The 18,235-nt window shown below is 68.9% G+C and carries 20 protein-coding genes; 5 read left to right on the forward strand and 15 right to left on the reverse strand.

The window, feature by feature from the left end; translation table 11 throughout:
* The 7 genes from ACTMTF_RS27940 to ACTMTF_RS27970 form a co-directional block, all read right to left on the reverse strand.
* Entirely contained in the window at window positions 1–831 is an 831-nt protein-coding gene (locus ACTMTF_RS27940; RefSeq protein WP_397001776.1) for a carbohydrate ABC transporter permease, read from the reverse strand.
* Window positions 821–1,762 (reverse strand): carbohydrate ABC transporter permease, encoded by a 942-nt coding sequence (locus ACTMTF_RS27945; protein WP_441113340.1) that lies wholly within the window; start codon window positions 1,760–1,762, stop codon window positions 821–823. The genes ACTMTF_RS27940 and ACTMTF_RS27945 overlap by 11 nt, the downstream gene beginning before the upstream one ends.
* Window position 1,763: 1 nt before the next feature.
* Window positions 1,764–3,023, reverse strand: a complete 1,260-nt coding sequence (locus tag ACTMTF_RS27950) for an ABC transporter substrate-binding protein (RefSeq protein WP_441113341.1) — start codon at window positions 3,021–3,023, stop codon at window positions 1,764–1,766.
* Window positions 3,024–3,036: 13 nt separating this feature from the next.
* The gene (locus ACTMTF_RS27955) at window positions 3,037–4,641 is read right to left on the reverse strand and encodes an FAD-dependent oxidoreductase (protein ID WP_397001782.1); all 1,605 of its coding nucleotides are present in this window, start codon (window positions 4,639–4,641) and stop codon (window positions 3,037–3,039) included.
* Window positions 4,642–4,657: 16 nt separating this feature from the next.
* Window positions 4,658–5,680, reverse strand: coding sequence for a LacI family DNA-binding transcriptional regulator (locus tag ACTMTF_RS27960; protein ID WP_441113342.1), 1,023 nt, complete (start codon window positions 5,678–5,680; stop codon window positions 4,658–4,660).
* A gap of 151 nt (window positions 5,681–5,831) precedes the next feature.
* A complete protein-coding gene (locus ACTMTF_RS27965) occupies window positions 5,832–6,626 on the reverse strand; it encodes a Cof-type HAD-IIB family hydrolase (RefSeq protein WP_441113343.1) in 795 nt (264 codons plus the stop codon).
* Between the two features lie 49 nt (window positions 6,627–6,675).
* Entirely contained in the window at window positions 6,676–7,152 is a 477-nt protein-coding gene (locus ACTMTF_RS27970; RefSeq protein WP_441113344.1) for a DUF2283 domain-containing protein, read from the reverse strand.
* Window positions 7,153–7,310: 158 nt separating this feature from the next.
* On the opposite strand from ACTMTF_RS27970, the gene pyrF reads away from it, so the two are divergent.
* The gene (pyrF, locus tag ACTMTF_RS27975; RefSeq protein WP_441113345.1) at window positions 7,311–8,117 is read left to right on the forward strand and encodes an orotidine-5'-phosphate decarboxylase; all 807 of its coding nucleotides are present in this window, start codon (window positions 7,311–7,313) and stop codon (window positions 8,115–8,117) included.
* A gap of 210 nt (window positions 8,118–8,327) precedes the next feature.
* On the opposite strand, the gene ACTMTF_RS27980 is transcribed toward pyrF, so the two are convergent.
* Together ACTMTF_RS27980 and ACTMTF_RS27985 are read right to left on the reverse strand one after the other, a co-directional pair.
* Entirely contained in the window at window positions 8,328–8,840 is a 513-nt protein-coding gene (locus tag ACTMTF_RS27980) for an NUDIX hydrolase (protein ID WP_441113346.1), read from the reverse strand.
* 391 nt (window positions 8,841–9,231) lie between these two features.
* Window positions 9,232–9,492, reverse strand: a complete 261-nt coding sequence (locus ACTMTF_RS27985; protein ID WP_441113347.1) for a hypothetical protein — start codon at window positions 9,490–9,492, stop codon at window positions 9,232–9,234.
* Window positions 9,493–9,927: 435 nt separating this feature from the next.
* On the opposite strand from ACTMTF_RS27985, the gene ACTMTF_RS27990 reads away from it, so the two are divergent.
* The 3 genes from ACTMTF_RS27990 to ACTMTF_RS28000 are packed head-to-tail and all read left to right on the forward strand — an operon-like array spanning window position 9,928 to window position 11,612.
* Complete coding sequence (locus ACTMTF_RS27990; RefSeq protein ID WP_441113348.1) at window positions 9,928–10,641, forward strand: hypothetical protein; 714 nt, start codon at window positions 9,928–9,930, stop codon at window positions 10,639–10,641.
* 54 nt (window positions 10,642–10,695) lie between these two features.
* The gene (locus ACTMTF_RS27995; RefSeq protein ID WP_441113349.1) at window positions 10,696–11,316 is read left to right on the forward strand and encodes a hypothetical protein; all 621 of its coding nucleotides are present in this window, start codon (window positions 10,696–10,698) and stop codon (window positions 11,314–11,316) included.
* Between the two features lie 59 nt (window positions 11,317–11,375).
* Window positions 11,376–11,612, forward strand: coding sequence for a hypothetical protein (locus ACTMTF_RS28000; protein WP_441113350.1), 237 nt, complete (start codon window positions 11,376–11,378; stop codon window positions 11,610–11,612).
* A 206-nt stretch (window positions 11,613–11,818) separates the two neighbouring features.
* Here the strand turns inward: ACTMTF_RS28000 and ACTMTF_RS28005 are convergent, their stop codons facing one another.
* From ACTMTF_RS28005 to ACTMTF_RS28020, 4 genes are all read right to left on the reverse strand, one after another.
* Window positions 11,819–12,667, reverse strand: coding sequence for a CU044_5270 family protein (locus ACTMTF_RS28005; protein WP_441113351.1), 849 nt, complete (start codon window positions 12,665–12,667; stop codon window positions 11,819–11,821).
* Window positions 12,660–13,232 carry an RNA polymerase sigma factor gene (locus tag ACTMTF_RS28010; RefSeq protein ID WP_441113352.1) on the reverse strand — a complete coding sequence of 191 codons (573 nt, stop codon included), beginning with the start codon at window positions 13,230–13,232 and terminating at the stop codon, window positions 12,660–12,662. The genes ACTMTF_RS28005 and ACTMTF_RS28010 overlap by 8 nt, the downstream gene beginning before the upstream one ends.
* A gap of 186 nt (window positions 13,233–13,418) precedes the next feature.
* Window positions 13,419–13,592, reverse strand: coding sequence for a hypothetical protein (locus ACTMTF_RS28015; protein WP_441113353.1), 174 nt, complete (start codon window positions 13,590–13,592; stop codon window positions 13,419–13,421).
* 321 nt (window positions 13,593–13,913) lie between these two features.
* Window positions 13,914–14,132, reverse strand: a complete 219-nt coding sequence (locus ACTMTF_RS28020; protein ID WP_441113354.1) for a hypothetical protein — start codon at window positions 14,130–14,132, stop codon at window positions 13,914–13,916.
* Between the two features lie 265 nt (window positions 14,133–14,397).
* Between ACTMTF_RS28020 and ACTMTF_RS28025 the strand changes: the two genes are divergently transcribed.
* A complete protein-coding gene (locus ACTMTF_RS28025; protein ID WP_441113355.1) occupies window positions 14,398–16,011 on the forward strand; it encodes a hypothetical protein in 1,614 nt (537 codons plus the stop codon).
* A 14-nt stretch (window positions 16,012–16,025) separates the two neighbouring features.
* Here ACTMTF_RS28025 and rbsK read toward each other — a convergent pair whose 3' ends face one another.
* Together rbsK and ACTMTF_RS28035 are read right to left on the reverse strand one after the other, a co-directional pair.
* Complete coding sequence (gene rbsK, locus ACTMTF_RS28030; RefSeq protein WP_441113356.1) at window positions 16,026–16,910, reverse strand: ribokinase; 885 nt, start codon at window positions 16,908–16,910, stop codon at window positions 16,026–16,028.
* Window positions 16,907–18,235, reverse strand: a complete 1,329-nt coding sequence (locus ACTMTF_RS28035; protein WP_441113357.1) for an ADP-ribosylglycohydrolase family protein — start codon at window positions 18,233–18,235, stop codon at window positions 16,907–16,909. The genes rbsK and ACTMTF_RS28035 overlap by 4 nt, the downstream gene beginning before the upstream one ends.

Genomic DNA, 18,235 nt, shown 5'->3' on the forward strand with positions numbered 1-18,235 from the left:
TCAGCCTTTCAGACCGGTGTGCGCGAGACCTTCGATGAACTGCCGCTGGGCCAGCACGAACACCACCAGGATCGGCAGTGCCGTCATCGTGGCGGCCGCGAGCTGCACGTTCCACATGGGTCCGCCATAGGCGTCGACGAACTGGGTGAGCGCCTGCGGGAGGGTGAAGTTGGCAGGGGTGGACAGGTAGACGATGGGTTCGAGGTAGAGGTTCCAGGAGTGCAGGAAGGTGAAGATGGCGACCGCGCCGAGTGCGGGACGGGCCAGCGGCAGCGCGACCCGGTAGAAGGTGCCGAACCTGCCGAGCCCGTCGACGCGGGCGGCCTCCTCCAGCTCGCCGGGCAGGGTGATGAAGAACTGCCGCATGATGAAGGTGGCCAGCACACTGGGCGCGCCGAAGATCGGCACCAGGATGAGCGGCCAGTGGGTGTCGCTCATCCCGAAGTCGTGGAACATCTGGAACAGCGGGACGATCGTGACCTCGCTGGGGATCAGCAGGCCGACGAGCACGACCACGAACAGCACGTTCTGCCCGGGGAAGCGGATGCGGGCGAAGGCGTAGCCGGCCATCGCGGCCACCGCCATGGTGCCCACGGTGACCACGGCCGCGATGTAGAGGCTGTTCCAGTACTGCTGGGCGAACGGCTGCAGCTCGAAGACCCGGCTGTAGGACGTCAGGTCCCACCGGTCGGGCACCAGCGAGGGCGGGAAGGCGAAGATCTCGTTGATCGGCTTGACCGACGAGGTGACCATCCACCAGGTGGGGAAGACGAACGGCACACACAGGACGCACAGCAGGCCGTACAGCGAGAGTTTGACCCTACGACTCATGGAAGACCCACTTCCGGCGCATCCGCCACTGCACGAGCGTGAGCGCCGCGACGATCAGGAACAGCAGGACCGACAGCGTGGCGCCGTAGCCGAAGTGCCTGAACTGGAAGGCCTGCTGGTAGAGGTAGTAGACGAGGACCGTGGTGGACATCCCGGGGCCGCCCTGGGTGAGGACCGCGATCTGGGCGAACACCTGCAGCGACCCGACCACGGTGATGATCGAGGTGAGCAGGACGGTGGGGCTGATCAGCGGCATGGTGATGCGCAGGAAGCGCACCCAGGCGTTCGCGCCGTCGAGCTCGGCGGCCTCGTAGAGCTGGCGGGGCACGCCCTGCAGCGCGGCCAGGAACAGCACCATGTTGAGGCCGACGTTCTTGATCACCTGGACCACGACGACGGAGAGCAGGGCGGTGGCGTCGCCGCGCAGCCAGTTGGGGCCGTCGACGCCGACCGCGCCGAGCAGGCCGTTGATGCCGCCGTCGCCCTGCAGCAGGAACTGCCAGACGATGGTCCAGGCGACCAGCGACACCAGCACCGGGGAGAAGAACAGGGTGCGGAAGAAGGTGGTGCCGGCCAGTTTCTGGTTGAGCAGGATCGCCAGGAGCAGGGCCAGCGCCAGGTTGAGCACCACCAGGCCGATGGAGAACAGGGTGGTGCTGGTCAGCACCTCGCCCATATTCGGGTCTGCGAGCAGTTTGGCGTAGTTCTCGCCGCCGACGAAGTCGAACGTCCCGGCCAGGACGTTCCACTCCTGAAGGCTGTACCAGCCGACGAGGGCCAGCGGCAGCAGCACGAACAGCACGCTGCCGGCCAGCTGCGGAGAGATGAGCAGGTATCCGACCAGAGCGTCACGGCGCGGGATGGTCCAGAAGGGGCCGCGCCGGGTGGCCGTACGGCCCGCCACCCGGTCGCGGATCTCCGTTGCCGCCACGTCACGCACCGAGCATGGGCTGGATCTTCGCGCACACGCCGTCCAGCACCGTCTTGACGTCGGCGTCCGCCGTCCACAGCGGGTCGAGCGAGGCCCTGATGGTCTGCGCCAGCTCGGCCTGGCCGGTGTGGCTGGGCTTGACGACGCCGTTCTCGATGCCGTCGATCACGACCTTCTGCAGCTGGTCGGGCTTGAGCAGCGGGTTCGTCTTGGCCATGGTGTCGGCGGTGAGCTGAGAGCTTCGCGCCGGCGGGAAGTAGGCGGCCAGTTTGGCGGAGTTGGCGGGGTTGGTGAAGAAGGCGAGGAAGTCGGTGGCCAGTTCGGCGTTGGGTGACTTCTTCAGCACGCCGATCCCGGCCTGCCCGATCACCGCGTACTCACCCTTGGGCCCGGCGGGCAGCGGGACGAGGTCCCACTCGAAGGTGCCCTCCTTGAGCATGGCGGCCCTGGAGATCTGCGCGATCACCATGGCGGAGTCGCCCGCGAAGAAGTCGGCGACGGTGCCGGGGCCCGGCATGGCCTTGTCCTTGAAGATCGACGTGTGCAGGAAGGTCATCGCCTCGACCATCTCGGGGCTGTTGAACTGGCAGCTCTTGCCGTCGTCGCTGTAGGCCTTGGCGCCCCAGCCGCCCCAGATGGTGGCCAGGTTGTCCCAGCCCTTGTAGTCGAAGTCGAGGATGGTCAGGCCCTGCTTGCCGTCCTTGGCGACGGCGGCGTTGACGTCGTTGACGTGCTCCCAGTCCCACTGGCCGGCCTTGATGAGCTCCTGCGGGGACTTCTGCTTGGCGGCCTTGACCAGGTCGGTGTTGACGAACACGCCGAACGGCGAGGTGGAGAACGGGTAGGCGTACAGCTCACCGTCCTGCTGCCACAGCTTGGTGGCCGAGGGGACGAGCTCCGCGGCGTTCTCGATCTTGCTGTTCAGGGGGGCGAGCGCGCCGGAGCCGACGAAGTCGGGGGCGGAGCTCTCCAGGATCCAGGCCAGGTCGGGGGCCTTGCCGCCGGCGATCTGGGTGGTGATCGTGGTGGTGTAGTTCTCGAACGGGATCGTGTCGAAGGTGATCGCGCCGACGTCGGGGTGTGTCTTGCGATACTCGTCGGCGATCTCGTTGAACAGCTTCAGGTGGGCCTCGTTGGAGGTCCAGATCGTCATGCGGAGCGGCTGCGGCCCCTGCGCCACAGGGGTCTCGCCGCCGCCGCACGCGGTGACCGCGAGCAGTGCGGTCAGCGAGAGGGCCGCCAGCTTCCCGATTGCCTTCATGATGAGTTCTCCTTCAGTAACCGGTGACGTCGGGCCAGCGCAGTTCGACGCCGTCACGGGTGAGCCGGTGCTGGTAGTCGGCCAGGAGCCGCTCGCTCTCGCGTACGGCGTGCGGAGTCGTGGCGTGGTCGAGGCAGAACGCGGCCAGCGCGCCCGCGGCCTCGCCGACGTTCCACTCCACCGGGTGCAGGCGGTAGGCGCCGTTGGTGATGTGGGTGGTGCCGATGTTCTTGGAGGCGGGCAGCAGGTTGGCCATCCGCCGCGGGATCAGCGCGCCGAGCGGGATCTCGAACGGCGAGCTGGCCACGTCGATGTAGTTGTCGCCGCCGGTGGACGGGTGCAGGTCGATGCGGTACATGCCGATGCCGACCGAGTCGGCGTAGGAGACGGCGCCCTTGTCACCGCGCACCGCCACGGACACGTCCTGCTCGGTGACGGTCGTCAGGGCGCGGATGCGGCGGGACTCCCGGATGTAGGGCGCCTGGGCGAGGCCGTCGGCGCTGCCGGTGACGTCGCCGCGCAGCCGCAGGCCGGGGTGGCCGGTGCCGCCGTCGGTGCGCGGGGCCTCGGTCTGCAGCCAGTAGAGCACCGACATCGACAGCTCCCGGGCCGCCGCCAGGTGCCGGCCGGCGTCGGGCACGTCGATGACGGGCCCCTCCAGATAGTCGATCATCGGCCAGTTGACCAGTGTGATGTCGCTGTCGTAGGCCCCGGGCACGAAGTTGTCGCGAGCGGCGATCCGGCGGAAGGTCCACAGGTTGGCGTCGCCCGGGTTGACCCGCTGGTCGGCCTCCACCAGGCGGGGGTCGTCGCCGGGGTTGGGGGTGAAGGAACGCTCCACGATCTCCAGCGTCCGCGGGCTCGGGCAGCGCCACGACAGCAGCTTGTCGCCCCAGAACGGCGGCTGGTAGGCGCGCCAGAAGTCGTAGGAGTCCGGCTTGTCGATGGTGTGGTCGCCGTCGACGTGGTCGAGCGCGAAGCACACCGAGACGGCCTGCATGTTGAGCGGCTGCGCCTCGGCGGGCGCGCTCGGCTCATTCGTCTCGGCCTGCGACTCGAACCCGGTCACGTACTCGGTCCCGGTCAGCGGCAGCAGCTCGCCGGTCTCGGTGGCGTCCAGCACGTACGCGCCCAGCGCCGTGACGTCCTCGCCGCCGTCGCGGTGCGCGAGCCGCACCGCGGTCACCCGGTCGCCGTCCACCTGCGCCTCGACGGGCCGGTACGGCTGCAGCACGCGCAGCCGGCCGGAGCCCCGGTACGGCGCGAGCATCGCCTCGATGACCGAGACGGCGACCCTGGGCTCGTGGCAGAGCCGGCTGACGTGGCCGGCGCCGGGGTTCAGCTCCTGCCAGGCGCGGGCCCGCTCGGTGAGCGGGTAGTGGTCGCGGTAGTAACGGCGGATGCCCTCCCGCAGCGCCCGGTAGCTCGCGGTCACGCCGAACCGCTCCACCCAGGTGTGCTCGTCCGGCGGCACGGCCTGGCTGGTGAGCTGGCCGCCCAGCCAGTCGTACTCCTCGGTGAGGATCACCGAGCGGCCGGCCCGCAGCAGGGCCAGCGCGGCGGCGACGCCGCCCAGCCCGCCGCCGACGACGACCGCGTCTGCCGATATCTCAACCACGTGGGGGTTACCTCTCTCAGTTCTGTACGGGGACGTTCGGTGCGGGAGCCAGGGTCGAGCCTTCGACCAGCTCGCACGGCAGCATTTCCTGGGGGGCTCCGCCGCTCTCCAGCACCTGGGTCAGCAGCTCGACGGCTCTGCGTCCCATCTCGCGCCGGGGGATGCGGAAGCCGGTGAAGTCGATGTCGGTGTGCACCGGCGTGGAGTGCGCGCCGAGCACCAGGACCGACAGGTCGCGCGGCACGTCCAGCCCACGCTCGCGGGCCGCCCGCACGATCGCGACCGCGTCGGCGAGCTCTTCGACGAGTACGGCGGTCGCGCCGGCGTCGAAGAGCCCGTCGGCCGAGGTCAGATGCAGGCCCTCGGCCCCGACCGCCGCCACGGCCTCGGTGAAGCCGTCGAACCGGTCAGTGAAGGACTCCGCGCCGGTGCCCACGCCCACGTAGGCCAGGCGCCGGTGGCCGAGCGCCGCCGCCCGCTCGACGAGCGCGCGGACCGCCGGCGGGTAGTCGGCGCCGACGTAGGGCACCGGCCCGCCGGCGTCGTCGCGACGGCCCACGGACACGAACGGGATCCGCTCGGTCAGCAGCCTGGCCAGGTCGTCCCGGTCGACGGTACGGCCGAGCAGTACGCAGCCGTCGGCCAGCCGGATCCGGCTCTCCGCGCTGAATATCCGCCGCTGCTCCCCCTCCACGACCTTGGCGCTGGTGAACAGCAGCAGGTCGCAGCCCGCCTCCTCGGCGCACTCCTCGATGCCGACGAGGAAGGGGTGGTAGAAGTCGGCGCTCTCGGCGGGGAAGACCGCCTCGTACGTGAAGACGCCGAGGATGCGGTTGCGCCGGTCGGCCAGCCGCCTGGCGACCGGGTCGGCGACGTAGCCGGTCTCCCTGATCACCTGCAGCACGCGGTCGCGGGTCTCCTGGGAGATCCTGACCTCGCCGTCGGCCCGGCCGTTGAGCACCAGCGACACCGTCGTCTGGCTCACTCCGGCCATCCGCGCGATGTCCTGCTGCGTGAGGCGCCGACCTGAAACAGTCACAGTCCGTATCATCCCGTCTAAGTGATAATGCGCATTAGCCCGACATTCTGCGACCACCTCGACGGGACGGTCAAGGGCTAATAGCGGTGATAATCCGTATTAGTACGGAAAAATCACGACTCTGGTCACGGACACGTAACGTCACCAGCGGTCAGGCGAAGATGTGCTCCAGCGCCGCGGCCACGCCGTCCTCGTCGTTGGAGAGGGTCCGGCGCTCCACCGCCGCCAGCACGAGCGGGTGCGCGTTGGCCATGGCGTAGCCCGCGCCCGCGAAGGCGAGCATCGCCAGGTCGTTGGGCATATCCCCGAACGCCACCACCCGCTCCGGCGGCACGCCCATCCCCTCGCACAGGCCCGCCAGCGTGCCCGCCTTGGTCACCTGCGAGGCGCTGACCTCCAGCAGTCCCCGTACACCCGAGTGCGTCACCTCGGCCTGCCCGTCGATGGCGGCCACCGCGGCGGTGAACATGTCGTCCAGCGGATGGGTGTCCGACCAGACGAGCAGCTTGACGATGGGCTCCCCTTCCGCGCACACGTCCGGCACCGGGCGCCAGTAGGCCAGATCGGTGTGGATGTGCCTGCCGTACCCCGGCTGGAACAGCACGCCCCGGCCCGTCTCCGCCGCGAAACTCACCCCCGGCAGCGCCTCGGTGAGGGTGGCGATGATCGTCACGGCCGCCGCCGGGACGATCGGGGACATGGTGACGATCTCGTCGGCGGTGACGTCGTACACGATCGCGCCGTTGCTGCAGACCGCCATGCCGAGCTCGCCCGTCTGCCGGGCGATCGGTTCGAGGCTGCGGGGCGGGCGGGCGGTGACGAACACGATCTCGGCCCCGGCCCGGCGCGCCAGGCGCAACGCCCGACGGGTCCGCTCGGAGACCGACCCGTCGGAGCGCAGGAGGGTGCCGTCCAGGTCCGTGGCCACGACGCGAGGAGATGTCACGCCCCCGATTATCGAGGCCGCGCCCTGTTCCGGCTCGTGCGGCGTCGCGTCAGATGCGCATCTCCGACGGCAGCAGGGTGTGGGCGTTGGTCAGCTCCAGGCCGAGCAACTCACCGGAGGCCGCGTAGTCGAGCACGACCGCGTCGGCCACGACCTGGCGAACCGCATCACCTGGCGTGATTTCATGCTTCATCGCGATATAGGCGACATCCTGCCCCTTGTCCCAGTTCACGTACACGATCTGCGGGCGGCTGCCCATCGGCTCCTCGTCCCAGTTCAGCAGGCCCTCCTTGGCCTCGTGCGAGCCGGTGAGCGCGGCGCGCATGGTCGCCAGCGCGAGCTCCACCGCCTGCAGGGAGTCGACCCCGGTCACCTTCCGCTCGTGCTCCCAGCCGGCGAGCCCGTCGATCCGGTACGGGCACGACCACTCGCCCGACGGCTCCTCGTACGGCAGCCCGATCGTGACGACCACCTCCCCCGCCGGGTCGGTGCACAACGTGAGCGTCCGCCGCGCGATCTCGTACATGCCTGCTGCCTACCCGAAAGACCACACTCTTATGAACTCTGGCTGATATGCCCGAGATGCCGGATCCTTGGTGAGGTGGGAGCCCCATATATCAGCCGCCAAACCCCATACATGTGGCTTCTACGCACTAGTCTGCCTAGGTCGTGAGGGGGCCCAAGGTGAACGAATCATTCGGGACACGGTTGCGGGCGAAGCTCGACAAGCACGGACCGCTCTGCGTCGGGATCGACCCGAGCCCGGAGCTGCTGCACGCGTGGGGACTCGACGACTCCCCCGCCGGCCTCGACCGGTTCAGCCGGACGGTGGTCGACGCGGTGAGCGACCTGGTGGGAGTCGTGAAACCGCAGTCGGCCTTCTACGAGCGCTGGGGCAGCCGGGGCATCGCCGTGCTGGAGCAGACGATCGCCGACCTGCGGGACGCGGGCACGCTCGTCCTGCTGGACGTCAAACGCGGCGACATCGGCAGCACCATGACCGCCTACGCCGAGGCCTACCTCGACCGGGGCAGCCCGCTCGCCGCCGACGCGGTGACGCTCAGCCCCTACCTGGGGTTCGGCAGCCTGCGGGGCGCCATCACCTCGGCCCTCGCCAGCGACGCCGGCGTCTTCGTCCTCGCCCGCACCTCCAACCCCGAGGCCACCGCCCTGCAGAGCGCGGTGGCGGGCGAGATCTACGAGGGCGTGCGGTCAGCCAACGAGGCCGCCTCCCCGCTGGGCTCGATCGGCGTCGTCGTCGGCGCAACCGTTTCTGACCCCGGCTACCCGCTCGACCACCTCAACGGCCCGGTCCTGGCTCCCGGGCTGGGCACCCAGGGCGCCTCCCCCGCCGACGTCGGCCGCCTGTTCGCGTCCGTACGACACGCGGTCGTCCCGTCGGTCTCCCGAGCCGTCCTGGAGGACCCGGCCAAACTGCGCATGCGAACGGAACGCTACCGGGACGAATGCGTCCACCATCTCTCATCGTGAAAGCCCGATTTTCCTCAGCCGATCACGCGGCTCGGTGTATCGAGCCAGTAACGCTGCTCCCCGGGGCCGACCGTCATACCGACCCGAAGAGTTCGAATCCCGACTCGCCGTCGTCCTCCAGACCGGAGACACCCCCGACCCCCGAGTACGTCGACTGCAGCCCGAGCTGAGGGAATCGGGCCATGCACCTACTCGACATGATGCCGCCGATCAGCCGGCCGACGGCCGGCCCTCGTTCCCGAAGACCAAATATCGGCGCAACGCCTCTCGCCCACCAGGAACGAAAGGCCATCGATCTACGACCTCCCGCAGTTCGAGCTCTGTGAGCCAGGCATGCCAAGCGATCTCGGACGGATCTGGAACCAATGGCTCGGTGATCACGGCCTCGTGCACCCCGAACCAGACAGGGCTGACCCCATCCCGGCACAGGAACTTGAACATGAACCGCACCGGGACGCCGGCGCCCAGCTCCTCGGACAGCTCGCGGACTGCCGCGTCCTCATACGACTCGCTCACGTTCACCGCACCGCCGACCATCACGTCATAGTGGCCGGGAAAGCGAATGTGCTGCGCCGCTCGGCGCAGCACGAGGATCCGCCGCATCGGATCGCGACAGATCGTCGTCGCGATCCGATGCGTCCATCGCCGACGCTCCGCCTCTGCGCGATCCACAACTCCCAGCACGCGGTCCAGTTCATCCACTCGCTCGACCAGCTCGCCCATGCCGGACACGATCGCAGGCACCACCGACAACCTGCTCGATCGCCACACGAACACAACCGCACACAGCGAGTACGGGCAGCAGGCGCATCTTCGCCACCGAGCTGGTCAAGAACGGACTGTCCGTCCACATCGGCGCCAGCAACCCCGAACAGCTCGCCGAGCAACTGGCGCTGCTCCTGGACGGCGTTTCGGCCCACAGCCGAGTCCTCAACACCGAAGCGTTCACCGCCGCCGCCATCGGGCATCGGAAAGCTTCATCGAGCTGAATGGCGCGCGCAAAGATCGCAGCGTCGACTCGCGCAGGCGCGCGCATCAAGCAACACGCGAGCGCTGCCTTCCAGCGGCCGACCGCAAGGCAACGAGAGCTCCGCCCTGCACATCGCCCGCCAGGTCAAGCACCGGCGACCTCAGTCACCGTCCAGGCGTTGCCATTGGCCGCGACATCGACGTCGAACGCGCTGCCGTCGGGGAAGACGAGCTCCCACGGATTGGGGAAGGTGTTGAGTCCCCAGCGGTCGTCCTGCGTGCTCGGCACGACAGACACGTCCCAACCCCGAGCTGATGCGATCACGACCGCCGCAACATCGCAGTCCAGGGCAAAGGTCCAGTTCGCCCTCCAACGCAACACCGCGGGACCGTCATACGCCTTCACCAGGACATGGTCGCATCCCGTCGCTGGGGCCGCATCGAACCGTCACACCGGGGCCAATTCAGATTGCCCGGCCAGACGAACTGGAGGCCGCCCTGCTTGCTCGGCGAGCCCGCGCTGGTTTGGCGAGACCAGTGGCATCGACCTGACCCTGTCGTTTCGCCGCGACAAGCGCGCCCGCGCACGGCGCCTCACGACAACCGCCGATTTCGGCATGCCGCGGCTTCCGCCACACAGGAGCACAACGCCTCCGGATCCGAACTGAAGTCATCCTCCACCACCGCATGAGAAGGTGCAGGGAACGTCGGGTCCACTCAAACATGGTTACGGTGCTCACACGCCACCGCCATGGCATGCTCGCCGGGGAACCCCCACGACCAGTCGTCCGGCCGCGCACCCGGTTGACCGCTGATCCGTTAGACCGCGACTCTGATCCGCATGACGAACAAGGCCTGGTTCAATACAGACCAGCAGCTTCCGCCGGGCAAGGAGATCTTCCGCAGCCAGCGCAGATTCGCGCTGTGGGCCTACACCGTGAGCCACGGCCAAGCGCTGTTCCGCAGTATTGGAAGCTCTGACGGGCCCAGCACACTTCCGGAGACCACCATCGAGGTGCTCTTCAAGCCTGCGGCGATCATGAAGATCCGGGACGACTATCATGGCCTGCTGATCAGAAGCGCACCCACCGACGAAGCCGAACGCATCAAGGCTGTCTACCCCAGCGTCGAATTCAGTCCCAGTGATCGGGTCTTCCTGCTGGAGAGCCAAGGAGAGACGGACTACGTGATCAGCATGGCGGCCGGCTGGCACGAAGACGTCCTCGCTCCCACACGCCGAAGCTTCTTCACCAACGTTTTCGCCGGCGATACGCGGTGGCCGACCACCCCGCTGTCCGGCGCCGATGCGGGCTTCAGCATCGCCTCGGCGGCCGACCTGATCGAAGCCCTCTGCAGCAGTGAAGATCACCAGCGAGTCCGCCGAGAAAGGTATCGCCACGTTTACGTCGTCATGACGCGGGTCGAGCTCCGCGACGGACCTGACATCTCCGGCTCTGGAGTATTTCTGACCCACGAGGACGCTGAGGAGGCGAAAGCCGTGCTCGCGGCCCATGTCGCGGACTGCTGGATCGAAACACTGCCTATTGCGATCTAGGAGAGGGAAGAAGCCCGGAATCGCCTGCACGCCACCGGCGCCGAGGAGGCCGACGTGAAGCGACGCGACCTGCTCTTCGAACTGGCCCTGGCCTCCGGCGGCAGCCAGGCGCTCGGCCTGCTGCGGGTCCTCACCCCCGAGGAAGAGGAACGCCTGGCCGGAGTCCTGCGCAACACCTGGCGGATGGACGAGGCCACCGTACGAACCTTCGAGAAGCTGACCTTGCAGGCCCGGCGAGCCGACGACGTCTCCGGACCCGCAACCCTGCTGCCGCTCGTCAACGGACAACGGGCGGCGGCCGAGCAACCCCTGCGTGACGGGTTGCATGCGGCACTCGATCTCGGAGATCCGACGTTGATCGCCTTCATGCACTACTGGCTGGGCAGGATGGCCAGTGATCAGAACCGGACGGCCGCCGTCTTCGACCATGCCTTCGCCATCCAGAGCTGGGCCAACCGATCCCCGAGCAAGCTCCTGGCCCCGCTGCACGAGACACTGTTCTCACTCGCCTACGCGACTGAGGGCAATACTGCCGCGAGTGCCCGCGCCCATGACAACGCGCTCGCGTCGGCCAGCGCACCGAAAGACAACGAACCGGCGTTCTTGTACTGGGTCTCGCCATCGGAAGCGGAACTCAGGAGAAGCACCTCGCTGGTCCAGCCCGACCTGTCATAGCGGCAACCGAGCGATATCTGACCAGGCCGGACCCCAGACTCAAGGGGCGTCATGCGTGGGTGCTCACCCAATACGCCCGCGCCTTGACCATGACCAAGGAGATCCCCGAAGCGGCTGCCCGGCTGACCGAGGCCGCCGACATCACCAGACAGCACAGCTCCGCCCGACTCGCCAAGGAGATCAACCAGGCCCGAACCCGGCTGGAACCCTGGGCGACCACCACCGACGTACGCCACCTGGATGCGACCCTGCACTCCTGCGGTCTCACTGCGGCAGGGTCGGCAGCAGGGGCTTGAGCGGGCGCAAGAATGCCTGAACGACGATCACGACGGCTAGGCCGTCGGACCGGCTACTGTCACGGCGCCTCCCATCGGCCCCGACCTCGCAGCGAGGCCAAGGCCGATGGGAGGACATTCGACCAGCGGGTACGGAGGCCGTCGCTCGCCAACCCCGGATCCGTGCGCTATTCCGGGGAAGGGCCCGGTGCGTCGGCTGGGAGTCCCTATCGGGGAGGCTGGTCCGTCCAGCCGGTGGTCACCCTGATGAATCCTGCGCTCAACAACACGCTTCCGTCGTTGCCGGAGAGAGAGTTGGTGCGCGTCACTCGAGCGGTCTCGGGATCGACGACCAGCTTGACCTCCCACGTGGTGTCAGGATAGGGGAACCGCAGTTCGTGCCCGCCTTCGACCGCGCCCGTGCTCTCAACTCCGGGCATGGTGGCGAGCGCCCGGAACGCTGCCGAACGGACCTCCGGCGGCGTCGGCAGCTCCGAGATCAGCGTGATCAGTGAGAAGAGAGGGTCGCCTCGCTGCTCAGATGCGGTCATGGCGCTGTCACGCCCTTGAAGCCCCGCCAGCCGCGCTTTCAGCGCCTCGGGATCTGCCGGCAGCTTTTCGAGGTCCTCGATGCTCACCTCGGCGCCCTTGAGCATGAGCGGGTCCGGGTCTGGTACGACGACACCGGGAGGGTCACCCGGCTCGCCCTTGGACCAGCGCCGGCCGTCGCGCGTGGTCCAGCTCTCCTGACGCGGAATGTCCATGTCCCGCATCTCACGGGTGACGTACCAATAGGTCCCGGAGCCTTGGGGCGTGCGTTCCGCGCTGACAGCGGCCATGAGCAGGACCTCCCTGCCTGAGGCGGGTGCGCCGGCGGGCGTGATCACGCCCGTGACGAGCATGGCGACGGCCGCGGCGGCGGCGGTGGCCAGGGTGAGCGCGGGCAGCAGCCACCCGATCCGCCGCCGCGCGCGGCCTCGCATCCTGTCCTGGAGCCGGCCTCTGCTGCGCGTGACCGCCTCAGCGGGCGGCTCGGGCTTGGTCAGCAGGGTGGCGATCGCGTTCAGGTCATCCATGGGCGGTCTCCTGGTCGATGAGAGCGTGGATCTTCGCGCGCGCTCGGCTGAGCCTGGAGCCCACCGTGCCGGCGGCGATGCCGAGCGCCTGGGCCACTTCGTCGTAGCTGAGCTGACCCAGGGCCACGAGCAGCAGGACATCGCGCTCACCGCCGGACAACGCGGCCAGCGCCTTGGCCAGGTGCGGCTGCATACGCTCCGCGGCGACGGAGGCGATGACCCGGTTCTCGTGGCCTTCTACGACGGGTTCCGGGCCGAGCCGGGACAGCGCCCTGTAGTGGCGGGTCTCCTTGCGCCGGTGCCTGGCGATCAGATTGGTGGCGAAGCCGAACAGCCAGGGCCGCAGTCCCCCGCGCTCCGGGTCGAACCGGTCGCGCTGGTCGAAAGCCAGCAGGAACGTCTCGGCCGTGATGTCCTCGGCGATCTGTGTGTCCAGGCGGCCGGCCACGTACAGGTAAATGTCGCGGAAGTAGCGGTCGTGCACGATGGTGAACAGGCCGGAGTCCCGCCGGTACTGGGCGACGAGTTCGGCGTCGGTCATCTGCTCGCCCGCTTCGGCGATCAAGTTCTTCTCTCCGTCATCAGCCTGCCTCATGTGTGGTGGACGGTCACTCACCCTTCGCCGCAAGCCGGAATCGTCTTCCCGTGAGTCCCACCGGCCTTCGAGGAGGCCGTCCCGTCCCGGACAACAGGTCGTACAGGCCCGATCGCCCGCCGACACGGCGCCGGGGTGATTCGGAGGTAAGGCGCTTCACTCTGGAACAGGGTCCGAGAGTGTTGAACAGGGGTGTTCCGTGTCCAGCCACCGGTGGTCCAGTCGCACCGCCGTGGCCAGTTCGATGGCCGTCAGGAAACCTGCTTTCCAGCTCCAGCCGTCGTCTCTCCCGGTCCAGTCTTCGTCCTCGAAGTCGAAGAACTCACTCATCGCCGCCAGTTCGGGCCCAGGTTCGGGTAGGCCGAAGGCCGTCGAACATCCACGTGATGGCCTCTCTGAACATCGGTGGGCGAACCGACGATGATCTTTGCACGGCACGAAACCGCAGAACCGTCTGCGGGATGTGGCCTCCCACCGGGCGGGCCAGCCGTTGACAGGAGACGAGACTTCCGCGCAGGGACTGCTCTGCAAGGACAACAAACCGACGCTCCTGCACTGGATCTCACCGTCGGCGTTGGAGCTTGGGAGGTGCGCCAGCGCTTTGACGATGGCCAAGGAGATCTCCGAGGCAGCGGCGCGTGCGGAAATGGGCTAAGCCGTCGGGCCGGCGTCGGGGTGGGGCACCTCGCCCTCTTCGTTCTCCTCGTCGGCCGTCTCCTCGGTGTCGGCCTCGTCCGTGGCCTCCGGCGGGTCGGCGGGGATGGGACGGCGGCCCTTCTCCGTGGTGGCGCCGGACCGCTCAGCGACCACGTCGCTCTCCCCGCCCAGGCCGTTCGGCGCTGCCGGCTGCTCCTCGGGTGTTTCGTTCATTCCCTGGCTCTGCCCGCTCGACATCATCTGATACCGAACGGTCCGCTCAACCTGCCTGAGTCGTACCAGCTCAGCCCAGAGCTGATTCAGCGGAAACGCTGATTCTCGACGTCTTCCTCCGGAAGACTCTTGCAAGCAGCCCAGAAAAGGCGGTGGGGAGCGGCCCTTGCGGGCGGCTCCCCTGCCTAAGTCCTACTGAGGGTAATTCCCTCTACGCCTCACCGCAACCGATCATACGAACATTTCATCCGGCTGGAGAGACTTCGTGGCGACCGTCAGCCCGTCCGACACCGACGCCCTCGTGCGCGCACGGGTAGGCGAACTGCTCGAATCCTGGCAGCCTTGGCATCGGCGCCTATGGGACGTCGGAACGGTCCTGTCGATGTATGAGGCGGTCGAGGCAGCCGACTGGGTGGGACGGCACGTGCTGTCTCCCGCCTCCCTTTCCTGGTTCGCTCGCGAGTCGCTTCTGCCACGCCTCAAGACCGATGGCGCCATCGGCGGCGGGGACCTGCGTCGCGAGGTCCACAAAGCCTGCTCTTCTCCCCTCAAGCCGGGCGCACGGAGCCAGCGTACGCTGGCACTCATCGCCGATCTGACCGCTGACGGATATCTGCGACGCTGGCGCGATCTCATCACCGGTGGACCTGTCCATGTGGAACGTTCCGCCCGGTGTATCGCCGCTCACCTGCTCGATGAGGGATTCCATCAGGACTTCCTGTACGGCCAGGTCAAGTCTCGTCTCGGCCGCACCGGGACCGCCGTCGACCTGGTCGAGTTGTTCATGGAGCTCGAAGCGCTCGGGGACCGCGAGTACGAGGGAATGATCGTCCTCCAGGACAAGCTGCCCGCCGCCCAGAGCGCGCTCAAGTCCTCTCACTGGATGTCGAAGGAGGAAGTCAGCAATCGACTGGCCGCTGAGTTCCCTCACGTCACATCCGTTCGCGCCAGCGGTGGCCTGCTCTTCCGCGTCCGTGCCCGCGACCACGTCTCGGCTCTGCATGAGATCACCGAACGGTTCGACCGCATCCGGAATCGAGTCCGTTATCGGCGTGGAAAGACCGTCGTCGACGTACACCCACAGATCTTCCTGTCCGGCCTGCCTGAGCCTCAGGATTTCCGCCGCGGGGACCCCGCTGTCACCGTCCTGTCCCTGGAGCGCGTCGGTGTGCTCTACGACCTGCCCGAAAGCGGCACGCATGGGCTGCGCATGGACGACGCGCTGGAGCTGGCCGCCCCGCTCACGGAGAGCTCGCCCAGCAACGCCGTCGCCGGAGCCTGGGCCGCCTTGGAATCACTGCTCTTCTGCGACACCGACGAGGCCGACCGTGACGAGGGACGCACCGTATCCGCCGATCGAGCCGCCGCGCTGGTGGCGGCCGGATGGCCGCGCGCCGAGTTGACCGCGCTGAGCTACGAGCGCAAGATCCGTTCGGCCGACCCTCGTCTCCACCGTGACCTCGGCGCGATAGAGGGCAATAACCGGCAGCGCGCGCAGCGGCTGGTCCAGTGGCTGGCCACGAAGCCGGGGAGACCCGCCGGTGATCTCACCACCGCTGCGGCCTTCGAGCGGATGCAGGAGTTGGTCACTGAGCCGTCGATCACTCTCCGCCGGGTCAACAACTACCTCCGGGGCAGCTTTCGCCGGCTGTACCGCCAGCGGAACATCGTCCTGCACGGCGGCTCCACCCGCTCGATCGCCCTTGCGGCGACCGTACGGACTGCCGGGCCTCTCGTCGGCGCGGCTCTGGACCGGCTCGCTCACGGTCATGCGGTCGCTGGGGCCGCCCCGCTCGATCTGGCCAGCCGGGCGGAGCTGGCCATGCGCATGGCCGGTGACAAAGACGGCTGGCGCATTCACGACCTGCTCGGCGCCTGACGGCGTTCGTCCTGTCAGGCCTGGGACGCCTCGATCTCCACACGGGTGGGCATCGACGTGCTGGCTCCCGCGCGCTGCACCGACAGCGCCGCCGCCGCGGACGCGAACCGCAGCGCCTCCTCGGCGTCGCGGCCCTCGGATTGCGCGACCGCGAACGCCCCGGCGAAGGTGTCGCCGGCGGCCGTGGTGTCCACCGCCTGGACCTTGACCGCCGGCACCCGGATCCGCTCCCCCGAGCTCGACCCGTACAGTGCCCCCTCCGACCCCAGCGTGATGACGGCCTCGTCGACCCGCCGCAGCAGCGCGTCCATGGCCGCCTCCGGGGAGGCCGTGCCGGTGATGGCTGCGGCCTCGTGCTCATTGGGGATCAGCAGGGTGACCGCGTCCAGCAGGCCGTTCGGCAGGGGCTGCGCGGGGGCGGGGGTGAGGATGACGGGGACGCCCGCCTCGCGTGCCGCCCTGGCCGCGGCGATGACCGCCTCCATCGGCAGTTCGAGCTGCAGCAGCAGCGCCTGCGACGCGGCGATCAGGGCGCGATCGTTGCCCGTGGGGCCGCCGACCGTGCCGTTCGCGCCGGGGACCACGATGATCGAGTTGGCGCCCGTGTCGTCCACCACGATGTGCGCGATGCCGCTCAAGCCCGGCACCCGCCGCAGCAGGCTGACGTTCACACCGGCGGCGGCGAGGGTGTCGCGCAGTTCGGTGCCGAAGGCGTCCTCGCCCACCGCGCCGATGAACGCCACCGCGGCGCCGGCTCTGGCGGCGGCGATGGCCTGGTTGGCGCCCTTGCCGCCGGGAATCGTCCGGAACTCGCGCCCGGTGACCGTCTCCCCCCGCTGGGGAGCCTTGGAGACGTAGGCCACCAGGTCCATGTTCGCGCTGCCGAAGACCGTGATCACGGATGCATCATCTCCTGGGTACGGCGCGCCAGCTCCTCCAGCCCGATGCCGTCGAAGCCGGTCAGGCTGCTGGCGAGGCTGTCGCGCATGGTCCACTGCCCGGGGACGCCGCCGTTCAGCGCCCCGACGACGGAGCCGACCGTCGCGCCGGCCGAGTCGGTGTCCCAGCCGGCGGCGACCGCGCCGGCGATGGAGGCGGTGAAGTCGCCGCGGCCGTGGATCAGCGCGGCGGCGATCAGGGCCGCGTTGTTGATCGTGTGCACCCAGTGCAGGCCGCCATGGCGTTCGTGCAGCAGGTCGAGGACCCGTTCGAAGTCCGGCTCTCGGGCCGCGTCCTCGGCCGCCTGCCGTACGGCCGCATGCAGGCGGGAGCGCGGCGGCACCACCGACAGTCCGGCCGCCACCACCTCCTCCACGGAGGTGGCGACCATCGCGGTGGCGCACATGGCGGCGACGAACATCGCCCCGTAGACGCCGTTGGCGGTGTGGGTGAGCCGGGCGTCACGCCAGGCGTACTCGGCGGCGGTGCCCGGATCGCCGGGGTTGATCCATCCGTACACGTCCGCCCTGATCAGCGCGCCGATCCACTCCCTGAACGGGTTGCGGTAGGTGGCCGTCTCCGGCGGCTCGACGCCGGCCAGCAGGTTGCGGTAGGCGACCCGCTCGGCGGTGAACGTGCGCCCGGCGGGCAGTTCGTCCAGCCAGAGTTTCGCCACGTCGTCGGTGGTGAAGCCGCGGCCGTGCCGCTCCAGCACGGACAGGGCGAGCAGCGCGTAGTTGAGGTCGTCGTCCTCGGGGATGCCGTCGATGTTCTCGGCCAGCGAGTTGACGGCGCTGCGGCGGTTCCACGGCCGGCGCTCGGCGACCTCGTCCGGCAGCCCCTCGGCGGTGAACCAGCCGCGGATCGGCCAGTTGCCGGTGGCCTCGGCGAGCTCCCTGATGCCTTCGCGCGGCAGCTTCTCGACGGGCTTGCCCAGCACGCAGCCGGCCGAGCGGCCGAGCCAGCCGCCCAGCACGCGGTCACGGGAGGCGACGTGGCCGGGCCGTGGCTGCGGCCAGCCGGGGCAGGCGGCGATGACGGCGATCAGGTCCGTCGGCTCGTCCAGCGGCGAGTCGATCGCGTCCAGCTCGTCCAGGAGCCGCTCGGCCAGCGGCCGGAGCTTCTGCGCGCCGGGCTCGGAGGCCCCGGCGCGGGGCGGGGCGTCGTGGCCGCCCTCGGCGTGCCACCGCTCGGCGATCTGGCCGGCGTCTCTGCCGTCCTCGGCGGCCTGGCGGAGCTCGTGCCCCACCAGGTCCTCAGGCTGCACCCAGGTGAGCCGGATCAT

The organism is Nonomuraea sp. ZG12, assembly GCF_052068115.1.
Taxonomy (GTDB): domain Bacteria; phylum Actinomycetota; class Actinomycetes; order Streptosporangiales; family Streptosporangiaceae; genus Nonomuraea.